Origin of the sequence: Bradyrhizobium sp. Tv2a-2 (genome assembly GCF_000472425.1) — a bacterium.
Taxonomy (GTDB): Bacteria; Pseudomonadota; Alphaproteobacteria; order Rhizobiales; family Xanthobacteraceae; genus Bradyrhizobium.
Window position 1 is genome coordinate 346,255 of the sequence record NZ_AXAI01000002.1, and the last position, 14,205, is coordinate 360,459.

At 59.1% G+C, this 14,205-nt stretch carries 15 protein-coding genes; 9 read left to right on the forward strand and 6 right to left on the reverse strand.

From position 1 onward, the window contains the following. Nucleotides 1–184: 184 nt before the first annotated feature. The 3 genes from A3AI_RS0105140 to A3AI_RS47235 form a co-directional block, all read right to left on the reverse strand. Entirely contained in the window at nucleotides 185–1,429 is a 1,245-nt protein-coding gene (locus A3AI_RS0105140; RefSeq protein WP_024514548.1) for an NRAMP family divalent metal transporter, read from the reverse strand. A gap of 424 nt (nucleotides 1,430–1,853) precedes the next feature. Further along, entirely contained in the window at nucleotides 1,854–2,042 is a 189-nt protein-coding gene (locus tag A3AI_RS0105145) for a hypothetical protein (protein ID WP_502685730.1), read from the reverse strand. 101 nt (nucleotides 2,043–2,143) lie between these two features. After that, nucleotides 2,144–2,461, reverse strand: a complete 318-nt coding sequence (locus A3AI_RS47235; RefSeq protein WP_156927632.1) for a hypothetical protein — start codon at nucleotides 2,459–2,461, stop codon at nucleotides 2,144–2,146. A 499-nt stretch (nucleotides 2,462–2,960) separates the two neighbouring features. Between A3AI_RS47235 and A3AI_RS0105150 the strand changes: the two genes are divergently transcribed. Together A3AI_RS0105150 and A3AI_RS45125 are read left to right on the forward strand one after the other, a co-directional pair. Further along, the gene (locus tag A3AI_RS0105150; RefSeq protein ID WP_024514550.1) at nucleotides 2,961–3,374 is read left to right on the forward strand and encodes an Ivy family c-type lysozyme inhibitor; all 414 of its coding nucleotides are present in this window, start codon (nucleotides 2,961–2,963) and stop codon (nucleotides 3,372–3,374) included. A 275-nt stretch (nucleotides 3,375–3,649) separates the two neighbouring features. Further along, nucleotides 3,650–4,879, forward strand: coding sequence for a lytic transglycosylase domain-containing protein (locus A3AI_RS45125; protein ID WP_024514551.1), 1,230 nt, complete (start codon nucleotides 3,650–3,652; stop codon nucleotides 4,877–4,879). A 626-nt stretch (nucleotides 4,880–5,505) separates the two neighbouring features. Here the strand turns inward: A3AI_RS45125 and A3AI_RS0105160 are convergent. Together A3AI_RS0105160 and A3AI_RS0105165 are read right to left on the reverse strand one after the other, a co-directional pair. Continuing rightward, nucleotides 5,506–6,054 carry a hypothetical protein gene (locus tag A3AI_RS0105160; protein WP_156927633.1) on the reverse strand — a complete coding sequence of 183 codons (549 nt, stop codon included), beginning with the start codon at nucleotides 6,052–6,054 and terminating at the stop codon, nucleotides 5,506–5,508. Between the two features lie 185 nt (nucleotides 6,055–6,239). Further along, nucleotides 6,240–6,755 (reverse strand): hypothetical protein, encoded by a 516-nt coding sequence (locus tag A3AI_RS0105165; RefSeq protein ID WP_024514553.1) that lies wholly within the window; start codon nucleotides 6,753–6,755, stop codon nucleotides 6,240–6,242. 439 nt (nucleotides 6,756–7,194) lie between these two features. On the opposite strand from A3AI_RS0105165, the gene A3AI_RS42205 reads away from it, so the two are divergent. From A3AI_RS42205 to A3AI_RS42220, 5 genes are all read left to right on the forward strand, one after another. Continuing rightward, nucleotides 7,195–7,464, forward strand: a complete 270-nt coding sequence (locus A3AI_RS42205; protein ID WP_036047544.1) for a hypothetical protein — start codon at nucleotides 7,195–7,197, stop codon at nucleotides 7,462–7,464. Further along, nucleotides 7,427–8,713: a PBSX family phage terminase large subunit gene (locus A3AI_RS0105180; RefSeq protein ID WP_024514554.1), complete on the forward strand. Its 1,287-nt coding sequence runs from the start codon at nucleotides 7,427–7,429 to the stop codon at nucleotides 8,711–8,713. Before A3AI_RS42205 ends, A3AI_RS0105180 begins: the two co-directional genes overlap by 38 nt. Before the next feature lie 122 nt (nucleotides 8,714–8,835). Then, nucleotides 8,836–9,426, forward strand: coding sequence for a hypothetical protein (locus A3AI_RS42210; protein WP_024514555.1), 591 nt, complete (start codon nucleotides 8,836–8,838; stop codon nucleotides 9,424–9,426). Between the two features lie 192 nt (nucleotides 9,427–9,618). Next, on the forward strand, nucleotides 9,619–10,554 hold the full coding sequence (locus A3AI_RS45130; protein ID WP_084800832.1) for a M23 family metallopeptidase: 936 nt from the start codon (nucleotides 9,619–9,621) through the stop codon (nucleotides 10,552–10,554). A gap of 47 nt (nucleotides 10,555–10,601) precedes the next feature. Then, nucleotides 10,602–10,745, forward strand: coding sequence for a hypothetical protein (locus tag A3AI_RS42220; protein WP_198030068.1), 144 nt, complete (start codon nucleotides 10,602–10,604; stop codon nucleotides 10,743–10,745). A 135-nt stretch (nucleotides 10,746–10,880) separates the two neighbouring features. Here A3AI_RS42220 and A3AI_RS45135 read toward each other — a convergent pair whose 3' ends face one another. Beyond that, on the reverse strand, nucleotides 10,881–11,801 hold the full coding sequence (locus A3AI_RS45135; RefSeq protein WP_024514557.1) for a hypothetical protein: 921 nt from the start codon (nucleotides 11,799–11,801) through the stop codon (nucleotides 10,881–10,883). A 171-nt stretch (nucleotides 11,802–11,972) separates the two neighbouring features. On the opposite strand from A3AI_RS45135, the gene A3AI_RS46015 reads away from it, so the two are divergent. Both A3AI_RS46015 and A3AI_RS0105210 read left to right on the forward strand, forming a co-directional pair. Continuing rightward, entirely contained in the window at nucleotides 11,973–13,016 is a 1,044-nt protein-coding gene (locus tag A3AI_RS46015) for a M23 family metallopeptidase (RefSeq protein WP_198030060.1), read from the forward strand. Between the two features lie 38 nt (nucleotides 13,017–13,054). Next, complete coding sequence (locus tag A3AI_RS0105210; protein ID WP_024514558.1) at nucleotides 13,055–13,627, forward strand: portal protein; 573 nt, start codon at nucleotides 13,055–13,057, stop codon at nucleotides 13,625–13,627. The last annotated feature ends 578 nt before the right edge of the window (nucleotides 13,628–14,205 follow it).

The window sequence follows — 14,205 nt, forward strand, 5'->3', positions numbered from 1 at the left end:
CTCATCCGGTTCGCTTGGGTCAAGGTGCTTCCCCCTTGTCGTCTTTTGATTGGCTATCGCAGCTTCTGATTGCTGCCGCGACCTTGCTGCTTAAAGCGTTCGCGTTGGGATTGATAGCATAAATGCGATGCCGCAGCGCACCAATGGTGCGAGCGACCCGACGCGCTGGGTGGCAATGCCAGAACTACAGAAAAAATGACGAGAAGAGGGCGATCACCGCGATCGCCATCAGCGCCGTGCCCAGCCAGCCCAGGATTACCAGCCATGATCTTGCCCTGAACCGTCCCATCAGTTTCTGGTTCGAGACGATCGCCATCATCATAGCCATGATCGGGACCGCCACGATGCCGTTGAGCACCGCACTCCATACCAACATGTGAATGGCGTCGATACCGGTGAAGCCCAGTCCGAAACCGATTACGGTTGCAGCGGCGATGATGGCATAGAAGCCGACCGCGTCAGGTGCCTTGGCTTCCAGAGTGGCGTGCCAACCGAGCGCCTCCGCCACGCCATAGGCCGCCGAACCTGCCAAGACAGGGATCGCGAGCAATCCGGTGCCGATGATGCCGAGCGCAAAGAGCAGGAAGGTAAAGTCGCCGGCAAGTGGCCGCAGTGCCTCCGCAGCCTGGGTTGCCGAACTAACGTTGGTGATGCCGTTGGCGTTCAGCACCGCGGCCGTGGTCAGGATGATGGAAAAGGCGATGACGTTCGAGAACATCATGCCAACTGTTGTATCGATCCTGATGCGGTGAAGCTCGAGGCTGCCGCCCCTGGCAAGCTCCCGCAACGGACGGCTGACGACGCCCCGATTCATCTCCTCGACCTCCTGCGAGGCCTGCCAGAAGAACAGATAGGGGCTGATGGTGGTGCCGAGAACCGCGACCACCATCAGGAAGTAGTCTGCGCTCAGCGTCGGCCGCGGCCAGACCGCCGCCAGCAATGCCGTGCTCCAGGGGATGTCGACCGTCAGCGCCGTAATCACGTAGGCGAAGAGCGTCAGCGTCAGCACCTTCAGTATGGGCGCATATTGCCGATAGGGAACGAAGACCTGGAGCAGGACCGATAGGGCTGCGAAGATCAGGGCGTGCTCGTGGATCAGTCCTCCGATGACAAGTGCGAGCGCTTCTCCCATCGCCGCGATGTCGGCGGCGATGTTGAAGGTGTTTGCAGCGATCAAGAGAGAGATAAGCGCGATCACCAGCCAGCGCGGCGCGATTTCGACGACATTGGCGGCGAGGCCCTTGCCGGTGACCCGACCAATCCGCGCGCTGACGAGCTGGATCGCGATCATGAACGGTGTCGTCAGGAAGACGGTCCAGAGCAGGCCATAGCCGAACTGCGCGCCCGCCTGCGAATAGGTGGCGATGCCGGATGGGTCGTCATCCGCAGCGCCCGTCACCAGCCCCGGGCCGAGCAGACGAAGCACCATGCGGTTGGCGTGTCTGGGTGCTTTGGAGCCGGTTTGAAGCATCGAGGGCTGTGGACGTTTTGAGTAGGCGTTGGTTTTGAGATACCTTACCGAGAGCGGCGATAATGTCGCTCAATGCCGTTTCGGGGTGAAAGTTCCGCTGGCCTCTCTGGCGGCGTCTTCTCCGGCGCAACCTGACCGCGATGATCTCGATGGCGAGGTGCCGATGTCGCCCAACGCGACGTTGACAGAGCCGATCGCCAGTGTCGCAAGGTTGCCGCCGGCAGATGTGCCGCAGCCTTGCTCACTGGGGTCGCTGCGGAGCGCGCTCCCTGCCTGATTGCCGGACCGTTCACTGCTCCGCAGTCGATCAAACCTCGCTGCTGATTGTATGGTGCGGTGCGGGTGTTCAGGTTTTGACGCAGATCAAGCCGGGGGCACCTGATCAGCGGATGCTGACGAACTTTCCCCAGGCGGCCGCAAGGCCGGCAGCCACCAGCACATATTGCGGATGGTCGCAGAACGAACCGCCATAACGGCACACATCAGCGCCGAACGAACCGATCTCCTGATTGCCCGCGGCATAGAGCAGTGCGGACAGAATGAACAGCACCGCGGCGGCAAGATACATCATGATGGCCTCCCTGGCGTGGTTGTCTCGATGCTGGCTCACTGACTAGCTCTCGCGCTTGACACGTCGGGCAAATCAGGCGCAGATTCACATCGTCGCAGAAATCATAGAGCCCGCGCCGCAGGAACGGCAGCGGGTTTTTGTTTTTTCCACGGCGATGTTTGTAAAATCGGTTTCAATCTGACGAATTGATTTTCCCGCATTTTAATTAAAGTTTGACGCGTCGGGCAAATCAGACGCACATTGCCATCATCGAGATGAATTCGAACGGCCCGCACGGAGCAATCCGCCGCGGGCTTTTTCTTTAGGTCCTCTTGACTGTGAGGACTTCCCGATCGGACGGCAGCCCGCACGTCAGGACGCCTCAACCCTGCCTCATGCGTCGTCGCCAGCACGCCGCCGTCCGAGCCTTTGCCAGACATTCCCATTCAGCCGGCGCGCGCGAACGTGCCGNTAGGCAGCGCGCGGCAATCGCGCGCGCCCCGCGGCCCTCTGATGAGGATAGGGTTCGCGCCCGAAACGATCGCGCCGCCCGCGATCTGCCGCGCATGAAATGTTCGCCGTCGCGAGGACAGCTCGCCTGTTGTCCTTTGCGATGAAAGGAAGAGCTCCCATCCATGACCGCATCTTTGATATCGCTCGCACTGTTCGGCCTCATGACGATCGCGATCTGGGACGGCTTCTCTTGAGCGGGGAGTTATTCTCCCGCATCAGCCTCAGCACGGCTTGCTGCTGGTCGTCGATGCTTCGTCTCGGCGCAAGTAGTGCGCATCATTTTGCGGATGCATCGACAAAAGATGTGTATTCGTGTGGCCGCCTGCATGTCATTCCGCAACGCCCTTAAATGCTGGCTTGCGCACTCTACGTATGGTAGATGCGACGCTGGAAGGCGCTTGAACAAATGCGCTTCGGGAGTAAAGCATGCAATGGCAGTTTCGTTTGGGCTTGGTGGTGATGTACGTAGCCTGCTCGCCTGCGATAGCGGCTGAGCCTTATCTGTCCAACATGATCAAAAAGCCGGCCTATGCGCAGACGTTGAAGAGTCTGCTCGATCACGCCGGCAACCTGCCGAGCTGGACCCAGGAAGTCCTCAAGCCGAAGGGCGCTAGGGTCGAATCAACCGCCATCCATGCTGCGATCAACGGGACCGTCTATGACGTATTCTTCTCTTGCGAGCCGCATAATTGTAACGCGGCCGCATTGGTCGTCATGTTTGCGCCGAACGGCACCCAAGCATGGGGCGCGCTCCTCAAAGAGGGGACCATTTCCTACCTCGGAACTCCAAGCGACGCGCAGCAAGCGGTGTTGAAAAAAGAGCTGGGACCCAAGTTGTAAGGGCGGATTGCGCGTCAGCGTCATCCGCTGCGGATCACGCTGACGCTGATCTGTCCTACCGACTAAAACAATAGCTCATAGCCCGCAGGGCGCATTTGGCGAAGCGTAATCCTGCTTTTTTTGCAGGCCAGGCAAGCGCTGGTACGCCTGTTGCGGACGTGATCGTCGTGCAGGCAGAAGTACGTCTGCGCGCTCACGCCGACGGCGCACCGAATACATCGACATCGAATTGAGCAACGGTCCCTCGGGGCCGCTATTCTCATTTGGAGGTTAGGATGGATATTCGCGACGACATCATGGGCGCCGAAAGCTCGGGCAATCGAAATGCGAAGTCCCCCACTTCGAGCGCGCTCGGGCCCGGGCAGTTCATTGAGGGGACGTGGCTCGACCTGATCAAGCGCTATCGGCCCGATCTGGCGCAAGACAAATCGCGGGCCGAAATCCTTGCGATGCGCACCGATCCGGAGCTGTCGAAAGAGATGACCGGCCGGTACGTGGCGGAGCACTCAGCCGGGCTTCGCCGGGCTGGCTTTCCCGTCACGCCGGGCACGATCTATCTCACGCACTTTGCGGGCCTGGGCGGCGGGATCAAATTGCTCAAAGCCGATCCGAATATGCCAGTGGAATCGGTCCTCGATGCTAAAGCCATCGCAGCGAACCCCTTCCTCAAAGGCAAGACGGTCGGCGACGTCATCGCTTGGGCGGATCGGAAGATCGCGACCGCCGCACCGCCAAAGTCGAGTGCCGGGTCACCTCCGGCGCCGCAACAGAAACTTGATGTGCCGCCTGCAGGCGACGCGCGGCGACCCCAGCCTTGGTCTCCGCAGCGGGGAGCGCCCATCCCCTACCTCGCGCAGACTCAGGGCGTCGGGCCGATGCCCGGTGCCGGGGGAACGAGTCCTTCGGTTCAGAATCCGGATCAGGCAGTCGCGGCGCAGCGAGCGCTCGGCGGAAGTGCTGTCAGTGTATCACCGAACGCGCCGAATCCTGACGCGAGATACCTGGTCCGGGTCCCGAGCCCAGCGAACAACGCGCCTGGCGGCAGCACGCCAACGTTGCCGGCCACTGCGGCGCCTTCCATTGCACCACCGTCGTTCGACGATCGTTTCGGCATCTGGCCATCTGCGCGCCAAGCGAGCGCACCGGCGCGGCCGACAGCAACGCCTCCGGACGTGCGACCATCGTCTGACGGAGGTGATACCGGTTTCGGCATTTACAAATATCCGACCAGGAATCAGCTTGTGTTTGATCCCGGCGCACTGGGCGCTTTACCGAAGGTGGCAGCACCTTCTGACGCAGGATATCCTGTCCGACTGCCTTCTCCCCAAACAGGCGCGCCGGCGCGGTTCGACCAACCGGGACCGCCGCAACAACCCAGCCGGCGGCCGGAGGAGGATCGAACGATTGCGTTTCCCGTTCCTCCAATGGTCTACGGTCTGCCGGATACACCGATGCGGTTGGCGACAATATGGACGATTGGTTTGACCGCTGGATCAAGCCACTGATCCGGCCGTGAAATTGGTCGCCGCGAAGAATTTGCGAAACCGATTTGATCTACAGCAAATTGATTTTCTGCAATTGGAGTTTGACACGTCGGGCAAATCACCGGCACATTGCCATCATCGAGATGAGTTCGAACGGCCCGCGCGGAGCAATCCGCCGCGGGCTTTTTCTTTAGGTCCTCTTGACTGTGAGGACTTCCCGATCGGACGGCGGCCCGCACGTCAGGACGCCTCAACCCTGCCTCATGCGTCGTCGCCAGCGCGCCGCCGTCCGAGCCTTTGCCAGACATTCCCATTCAGCCGGCGCGCGCGAACGTGCCGGTAGGCAGCGCGCGGCAATCGCGCGCGCCCCGCGGCCCTCTGATGAGGATAGGGTTCGCGCCCGAAACGATCGCGCCGCCCGCGATCTGCCGCGCATGAAATGTTCGCCGTCGCGAGGACAGCTCGCCTGTTGTCCTTTGCGATGAAAGGAAGAGCTCCCATCCATGACCGCATCTTTGATATCGCTCGCACTGTTCGGCCTCATGACGATCGCGATCTGGGACGCTTCTCTTGAGCGGGGAGTTATTCTCCCCGAAACGCGCCATCGAGGCGTATCGAACGGCTTTTGTTAGTTTCTTGCCGACCAGTTACCCGCAGAAAGGAGGGCGACCCGATAGGATTTTGAGCGCGTCGGAATTTCCCTCAAGTGTTTCCCTCACCAGACGGGCGCAGGAGGAGTGCGGTTTAGAAACGTAAAGACGGGCGGCACTGCTTGCACATGCCGAACAGAGTCCAAGCTCCAGAAGGCGATTATCGACGTCGTCGCGTTTCAGTTCTACGGGGCTCAGCTTTGATCTTATCACGTCGAGGTCGTAATAGACATCCTCCGGATCATCAAAGTCGTCTTGCTTGCCGATCTGACAGTTGACGAGCTTCAATACCTCCACGGGCTCGCCGTCCTCCCGAAGATGCGTGGGATAGCAGTAGCCGCCGTGAGAGCAAAACGACGCTTCGCCGGTCTTCTTGTTCACCCGATACTGAGTAACCGCGGTGTCCAATTCACCTGTCTTCAGAACCGAGGCAGGGTCTTCAAGTGCCGGAACATCATGGAGAGCGACGGCTTTGCACGCGTCTGCCGCCAGTGCGGCCAGCGGCATTAGCAGTAGAAGTACAAACGACAAAATTGCGCGCTTCAAGATTGGCTCCCCGGGGCATGTAATGATGTCAATCATCGATTGCCTGCCGCCGAACTGTCGTTCAGCAGCGACAGCAAGCGGAGCTGAAAAAGGCGCATGTCGGCTACCAATTCTGAAAGGCCCGGAGCGCCCCTTCGCCCAAGGTGCTTCAATAAGATACTTCAACTATCGAAGCGATGCGCGTCTCAGCGCTGCTGCGTCTCGTCATTGGGAGTAAAGCCGCACTTTTTGCCCAGCTCCTCGGCAGCTTCGCTGAAACCTTTGAGAGAAAACAGTAATGCTCTCGATCCGGACGAGAAACCAACGCCGGTTTCGGCTCCATAAACGGACATCAGCAGGGAGTTGAACGAAGGATGCTGATGGCGTTCTTCAACGACGACACGACCCGTGCCGAGCGAGACGGCGAGCAGCTTGCCCGGCTTCTCATTGACCAAACGAAAGTCGAGCGTCAGTTTTTGAGCCGGCTTGACAACCTTGAAGATGGGATCCTCGACAAAGAACGCGTAGCTGTGCAAGGCAGGGCTACATTGGAGACCAAAAGCGGAGTCACCATCTGAGGTGAGCGTGCCTATAAAATAGCTGGCGACGTTGGTGACTGGATTCGGCATAACCGCGAGCTTCCAGTCCTGAAAGGCCTTGAGCACCTCGTCGGCTTGAACCGGCGCCGCGGCTAACAACGCCAACGCCAGGACGAGCCTCATTCTCGTGGGCCAAAATATCATGTCACCAAGTCGTGTGATTGTTGTGATCGGGCGGTCCGCAAATGCACCGAAGCGAGTGCATTGAGTTTGTGTTGCACGGTTTGGTTGACTTGGCAAGACATCGACGGCTCGGCGCGGCAGGCACGTCCCGCCTGACACTCTGGCTCGTCGCCGATGCTATCGCGGTTCGACCAGCCGGGACCGCCGCAGCAACCCAGCCGGCGGCAAGAGCAGGATCGAACGCTTGCGTTTCCCGTTCCTCCAATGGCCTACGGTCTGCCGGATCCATCCGATGCGGCTGGCGACAATATGGCCGATTGGTTCGATCGCTGGATCAAGCCACTCGTCCAGCCGTGACGGGTGGAGCAAGACGCTTCATTGGGTAAAAATTTGAATCCCTTACATCAACCTCACCAACCGATGAGGCGAGCCATCGCTCATGCCAGCCAAAACCATCACCGAGATCCGCTCAATCGCGCGCGGCCATACCAGGACTGCGATCAAGACCCTGGTGGGCGTGATGTGCTCGAAAGATGCGACCCATGCGGCACGGGTCTCCGCCGCCAATGCCATTCTCGACCGCGGCTGGGGCAAGCCGCCGCAATCGCTGCGGAATGGCGGGGATGGCCCCCTGGAATTTATTCATCGTATCGAGCGCATCATTGTCGACCCTGAAGACCCTGAAGATACCGACGGCAAGGATCTTTGAACCGCTGCTTCAGCCTGCCCGGTACAAAGGTGTCTACGGCGGACGCGGTTCTGGTAAGTCGCACTTCTTCGGTGAGCTTCTCGTTGAGATCTGCCAGGCCGAGCGTGGCACGCTTGCGGTTTGCATCCGCGAGGCGCAACGGACGCTGGCGCAATCGTCCAAGCGGCTGATCGAGGGCAAGGTCGCTTCTCTCGGCCTCGGAATGGGGTTCAAGCTGTTCAACGACAAGATCGAGACGCCCGGCGACGGCCTCATCATCTTCCGTGGCATGCAGGATCACACTGCAGAGTCGATGAAGAGCTTGGAAGGCTTTCGCATCGCCTGGATCGACGAAGCGCAGACGCTGAGCGCACGATCGCTGGCGCTGTTGCGCCCGACCATTCGCGCGGCGAATTCGGAAGTATGGGCCAGCTGGAATCCTCGGCGCAAGTCGGATGCGATCGATGATTTCCTGCGAACGCGGAAGCCCGAGGGGGCGATCGTCGTCAACGCGAACTGGCGCGACAATCCATGGTTTCCTTCGGTGCTGGAGGACGAGCGCCAGCTCGATCTCGCGCTCTATCCGGATCGCTACGAGCATATCTGGGAAGGTGATTACGTGCGCGCGTTCGAAGGAGCCTATTTCGCGCAACTGCTGAACGAGGCGCGTGCGCAAGGTCGAATCGGCAAAGTCGCCGCCGATCCTCTGCTTCCTTTGCGCGCGTTCATCGACATCGGCGGCGCGGGCGCCACGGCGGACGCCTTCACGATGTGGATTGTCCAGTGGGTGGGGACCGAAATTAGGGTCTTGGACCACTATGAAGCTGTGGGCCAGGTGCTGGCCTTTCACGTCAGCTGGCTGCGTTCGCGCGGTTATCGAGACGCAATCCTTTACTTGCCACATGATGGGATCGCGGCCAACAACATCACCGGCAAGCGCTATGAAGATCATTTGCGCGAAGCGGGGTTTACCGTCGAGCCACCTGTGAAAAACCAGGGACGAGGAGCCGCGACCATGCGTATCGAGGCGCTGCGGCGGCTCGGGCCGCAGCTCTGGTTCAACGAAGCGACGACGGAAGCCGGCCGCGACGCGCTTGGCTTCTATCACGAGCGCAAGGACGAGATGCGCAATATCGGCCTCGGTCCCGAGCACGACTGGTCATCGCACGCTGCCGACGCGCTCGGGCTGATGGCGATCTGCTATGAGCAGCCCGGAAGGATTGCCGCATTCAACCGACCGATCAAATATGCCGATGCAGGGTGGGTCTAGGATCGGTCGCGAGTTTTTGGCAGCTGCAACCTTGACTATGTTCGTTATTTGTTCTAGTCGAAGAACCGTCCAGATCAGGTTCTGATCGAGGTCGAGTACCCGTCCAGCCGAAGTAGCTCTAGATGTCTTTGTTCGCTCGTTTCGCGGTTCCTGCGCTGAAAGTGATATGCCCTGCCGTTTCGATTATCATCGTTTCAGACCCCAGGGGCGCGCTCGCGCAGAATCAACCGGATAAGGCGCTTGTTCAGGTTGGGAAGGCGAGGCAACTTGTTTCAGTGGAGCAAATGCCTCTGACCGAAAAGCACGTCCAAGGTTACATTGCGGCAACGGCGGAAGTTCATTCTGCCTTGGAGACCTCGGAAGAGAGCGTGGACAAGCTGAGTCCGCAGACGATCGTGAAGCTCGACGCCGTTGCGCAGAAACATGGTCTTAGCGACTACGCCGAATACAATCGAATCGGCAAAAATATCGGGCAGGTAACTTCAGGCGTCGACGAGGTGACGCGAAAATACGTCGGACGAGACGCACTAATCAGGCTACGCATCGCCAGGGTTAAGGCGAACAAGAAGATGTCCGAGGTAGACAGGAAGGAAGCGCTTACGGACCTTAACGATCAGCTGCAATTCGCGTTGCCGCCAGTCCAGTACAAAGGCAACATTGACCTAGTGGTCAAGTATTACGGCAAGCTTCCTGAAGGTTACTATAGCGACTAGCGCGGCACAGCCTCACTTCGCAGCCTTCTATGGCACGGGGCATTCACGATCGGCCACAATGGTGCCGTGCGATACCTGACGCATCCTTAAGCTGAGCCATCCGATGGTTGCCCGAGGCTTCACAGCTTCGCTGGCAAAGACTCTCGTTCGCGCGTCGATGAGCACCCGCCACAACGTAAAGGAAGTTCAAAAATGTCGTGGCAAGACATGATGCAACGCGTGTTGCAGCCGAATGTTTGGCCTCCAAACTGGGTATCACAGGCCGGCGTTACCAGCCCTTTTGCGGAGAGCGATAATAGGCCTCCTGGGTCCACTAGTCCGCACCGCGGCGTTGATTTCAATTACCGCACCGGACCGTATGCAAGACTGCTCAATCGGAGTCATCCGGCACTTCGCGCACCGGTGACAGGCATCGTGACACATGCCGGCGAAGGGGCCGTCGGGAGGATTGCCATCAGAGACGCCAATGGCTTTTCACATGAAATCCTACACACCTATACGCGGCATGTCGCGCCAGGCGATCCTGTTGTCGCTGGTCAATTGATCGGCTCGATGGGTGAGACCGGCGTGAAGCACAACGATTCCAATGTCCGGGCGGACCATGTCCACTATCAATTGAAAGACCCCGACGGCAATATTCTCGACCCGAACGCCTATTGGGATCAGCAAGATCGCCTCGACCCTAATCCAGTTCCACCTGGTCATCTCGGCGATTATCAGCATTATCTGCGCACGTCCGGTTCTGTCGGCTCAAGGGCTGCCTTGACCGATCCTCCGACGGAGGACGTGAAAGAGAGCCGCCGCTTGACGCGCGTCACGCCGAAAGCTGACCTCGGTGGATACAATCCGAACGCTCCGGCGACGGCGCTCAGCGAAATACCCTCTCCCGACCGTTCGACTCTGTTCAACGATCGCTTTGGGAATTGGACATCCTCACCTTCAGTGAGCGGGCCGCTCGATCCGTACCAGCCCGTCGCACCTCCGCGGCACGGCAAGGCGGTCGGGATCATCACTGGCCAGCCCGTGCCGGACATTCCGCTGCCACCGTCGGTCTGGGGCTTGCCTGACAACAGCGGCACGCCCGGCGACGAGGAATGGTCCCTGCGGCGGCTCAAGCGAAAGTGGTGAATGATGCGAACGTCGCCATCTCCAGCCGGGGTTTTGCAATGCCAAAAATGTCAATTTTAGACCTGAAGGCCATGTTGGCCTCCGAGAAGGCCAACGCGCTTGCTGCAATCTCGGCTGCGCGGCTCGCCGAGGAGCGTGCTGACGCGATGGACTATTATCTCGGCGACATGCGCAAGGACATGCCGGCGTAGGATGGCCGTTCCCGCGCGGTCTCGACCGATGTCGCCGACACCATCGAAGGGCTGATGGCTGCTGCGGTGGCTTGGGAGCATTGGCGTGCGTTGATGCCACGAGAGATGATCTGGCCTGGTGCGGCAGGGCGCAGTCTAGTTCGCGGCCTTCTGCTGCTCGAGATATCGCCGCTGCGCTTCGTCGCCGCAATACGATACATTGTGGGCTGGTTGCGAGGATTGTCCGTCGTGCGTCTTTTGCAGGGAGATTGTCTTGTCGTCGATCCTTGACAAGCTCATAACCTCAAAGCCAGGCGGTCCAAACATCGTTTCGCCGTCAATCTTGCGCTCGACAAATCCCTTCTTGGCGTGGGTCTCGTTGCAGACCACGGCCATGTAAGGATCGACAAGCTCCGCATCGTTGTGACTGTAGACCTCGCATTGGTCCGTCCCACTCGAGATGATCTTGCGGGCAAAGTCGATAACGGTGTCGGGTGACTTGAGGCAGCGCTCGTCGAAGTCAGCTCCGGGGCTGGCATAGACGCCGTCCTGTGGAATCCACGGCGTCGGCTTTTCGCCGGCGGCGATGCGTTGCTGCTCGTCCGCGCAATAGGATGCCCTCCACCACGAACCCTTGAACTTTCCATTCGAAGTCTGCCGCACAGAAATTGCTCTTTCGCCGACCTTCTTCAGCAGCATGACTTCCTTGAACCGCGCATCCTCCGGGAGTTTGAGAGTCTCTGCCAGGTTGTAATCGTCGCAGCTCATCTCCAGTCGGATAGCGCCAGGCCCGGTGTCGGTCAGTTTTGTGATGTCGCATCCCCACTCATAGCCACCGATATGCTTTTGCGCGATCTCAACGTTGATGTTGTCGTTTTCATCGCACCATCCAGCGGGCTTCTCGATGAGGGTACCGTACAAACCGTCCTTCGGGCGCCATTTCTCAGCTGCTGATTTTGCGCCGGTTGCTGGCTCAGGCTTGGCGCTGTTCTGAGCGACGGCCGGTGTGGCTCCGCACGATAGCAACAAGAGAGCGCCGCAGAGAAAATAGCGAAAATTTCTGTTGTAGTAACGCAAGCGATTGCTCCCGCAGCTGTGCAATCTCGATGATCGGCCGTCGCCGGCCGCGCGATCTCAAGGCGGGTATATCAGATCAGCTTTAAGTTGAGCAACCAGGCAACCTGCAAAACCGATCGCCTGACATCTTCACTACCTATTGACCAGACAACTTCACAATGGAGAATGGAGATGTGGCAAGACATCATCCGGCGCATGTTGCAGCCGATCGAAATTGAAGACAGGAATAAACGTCGGATCACATTCGAACCGCACACTAACGACGGATGGGGATGGCGGCTCATAAAGGGAAAGCCAGAATTACATCGCGGGGGAGATTTCAACTACAATATCGGGCAAACAGGTATCAATCTCACGCATCCGGTAATACGCTCGCCGATAGCGGGTATCGTGACAAACGCCGGGCAGGGGAAGTATGGCACTATAGCCATAAGGGATACCAACGGCTTTTCGCATGAGATATTACACACGCATTCGCGCCATGTTGCGATAGGTGATCCCGTTGCTGCAGGGCAGATTGTCGGTACGATGGGCAACACCGGCGTAGACCATGCATACGTCGAACAAGGGCAGCAACACGTCCATTATCAAATCAGGGATCCTGCGGGTAACCCGCTAAATCCGATCGAATTCTGGGATCAGCAGGGGCATTTCGATCCCGCTCCGCCATCGCCGGCGAATCTTCAGGACTATAATCGATATCTGGGTAGGCCTGGCGCAGCTGGTTCGCCGGCGTCTCCGCGAGGCTCGGCAGGGGCACCCGCAGGTATCCCCACAACGTTCGGAACGAACGGTCAATTTTGGCCGGGCTCAGCTTCGTCGTCGCAGCCGTTGTACGACACGAACAGGCTTGTCGGACCGCTATCTGCATCTGAAGATGAAAGCAACGATGTTCGGCGTTTGACGCGCGTCGTGCCGAAGGCGGACCTCGGCGGATACAACCCGAACGCTCGGGCGACGACGCTCAACGCCAACGATCCACCTTCGTTCAACGACCGCTTCGGGATTTGGACATCCTCACCTCCAGTGAGCGGGCCGCTTGGTCGGTACCAGCCCGTCGTACCTCCGCGGCAACCCGGCAAAGCCGTCGGGCTTATCACCGGTCAGCCGATGCCAGACATTCCGTTGCCACCGTCGGTCTGGGGCTTGCCTGACGATGTCGATACGACTGGCGACGACGAATGGTCCCTGCGGCGGCTCAAGCAAAAGTGGTGAACGACGCGACCGCAGCGATCTCTTGCCGAGGTTTTGTAATGCCAAAAATGTCTACTTTCGACTTAAAGGCCATGTTGGCCTCCGAGAAAGCCAATGCGCTTGCTGCAATCTCGGCCGCCCGGCTCGCCGAGGAGCGTGCCGATGCGATGGACTATTATCTCGGCGACATGCGCAAGGATATGCCGGCGCAGGATGGCCGCTCGCGCGCGGTCTCGACCGATGTCGCCGACACCATCGAAGGGCTGATGCCGCATCTGATGGACATCTTTGCCGGCTCCGACGAAGTGGTCAGGTTTGAGCCGGTCGGCCCCGAGGACGAAGCGGCCGCGCAACAGGAAACCGACTACGTCAATCATGTCTTCATGCAGCAGAACCCCGGCTTCATGATCCTCTATTCCTTCATCAAGGATGCGCTGCTCTCGAAGGTCGGCATCGTGAAAATATGGTGGGAGGAGCGGGAAGAAGAAAGCCGCGAGACCTACTACGACCTGACCGACGACCAATTCGCGTTGCTGGCGCAGGCAGTCGCCGAGTCAAACGGCGCGATGAAGATCGTCGCGCATACCGTGCATGACATGGCAGCTACGAAGAAATCCGAGGTATCGAGCTGACAGCACGGGCCGCCTGAACTTTGCTGCGCTTGCCGACAAACGCCGTGTGGTCACTTCGGAGTTGATCATGAAAACGGGGCTCCATGACCGGATGATCTCCGGGCCTGATCGATTCATTTCAGCAGAGGCAGCAAGACGATCAGGAAGCCGTCGAGCATCCAGACGAACAGGATGTCTTCGGTCCGAACCGCCGACTTGAGATGAGTGCGCCCGATTTCGGTCAAGCGCGCAGGGTCGATGTTGCGGGCGAGCTTTCTGAACCCCAATCGGCGAAAGTCGGCGGGAAGTGCTTCAGGTGTGCGATTTTACAGGGCCAGCTGCATAAGTTTGCGAGATCGCACCGCCAGAACATAGAGACCACTCAGCCAGACAACGAAGACAGCGGTCGCAAGATAATACATTTCTAACCCGGTTCTCGGTCTTGGCTCTTCGCCGCACTCGTCCTGCGAGAATAGTAGGTAAAGGAGCGGGTCGCAATCCTGTTGCTACGTGAGGTTGTCGAAACGGCGGCACGTCGAATGGATTTCCTGTGCCGCCGCAGCACCGTGCTTCCGCCGCCGATCACCAATAGAGGATGT

Bases quoted from the DNA above. Each gene is read 5' to 3' on its own strand.
- A3AI_RS0105140 (WP_024514548.1), bottom strand. From the start codon at position 1,429: ATGGTGCTTCGTCTGCTCGGCCCGGGGCTGGTGACGGGCGCTGCGGAT.
- A3AI_RS0105145 (WP_502685730.1), bottom strand. From the start codon at position 2,042: ATGATGTATCTTGCCGCCGCGGTGCTGTTCATTCTGTCCGCACTGCTC.
- A3AI_RS47235 (WP_156927632.1), bottom strand. From the start codon at position 2,461: ATGTCTGGCAAAGGCTCGGACGGCGGCGTGCTGGCGACGACGCATGAG.
- A3AI_RS0105150 (WP_024514550.1), top strand. From the start codon at position 2,961: ATGCAATGGCAGTTTCGTTTGGGCTTGGTGGTGATGTACGTAGCCTGC.
- A3AI_RS45125 (WP_024514551.1), top strand. From the start codon at position 3,650: ATGGATATTCGCGACGACATCATGGGCGCCGAAAGCTCGGGCAATCGA.
- A3AI_RS0105165 (WP_024514553.1), bottom strand. From the start codon at position 6,755: ATGAGGCTCGTCCTGGCGTTGGCGTTGTTAGCCGCGGCGCCGGTTCAA.
- A3AI_RS42205 (WP_036047544.1), top strand. From the start codon at position 7,195: ATGCCAGCCAAAACCATCACCGAGATCCGCTCAATCGCGCGCGGCCAT.
- A3AI_RS42210 (WP_024514555.1), top strand. From the start codon at position 8,836: ATGTCTTTGTTCGCTCGTTTCGCGGTTCCTGCGCTGAAAGTGATATGC.
- A3AI_RS45130 (WP_084800832.1), top strand. From the start codon at position 9,619: ATGTCGTGGCAAGACATGATGCAACGCGTGTTGCAGCCGAATGTTTGG.
- A3AI_RS42220 (WP_198030068.1), top strand. From the start codon at position 10,602: ATGTCAATTTTAGACCTGAAGGCCATGTTGGCCTCCGAGAAGGCCAAC.
- A3AI_RS46015 (WP_198030060.1), top strand. From the start codon at position 11,973: ATGTGGCAAGACATCATCCGGCGCATGTTGCAGCCGATCGAAATTGAA.
- A3AI_RS0105210 (WP_024514558.1), top strand. From the start codon at position 13,055: ATGCCAAAAATGTCTACTTTCGACTTAAAGGCCATGTTGGCCTCCGAG.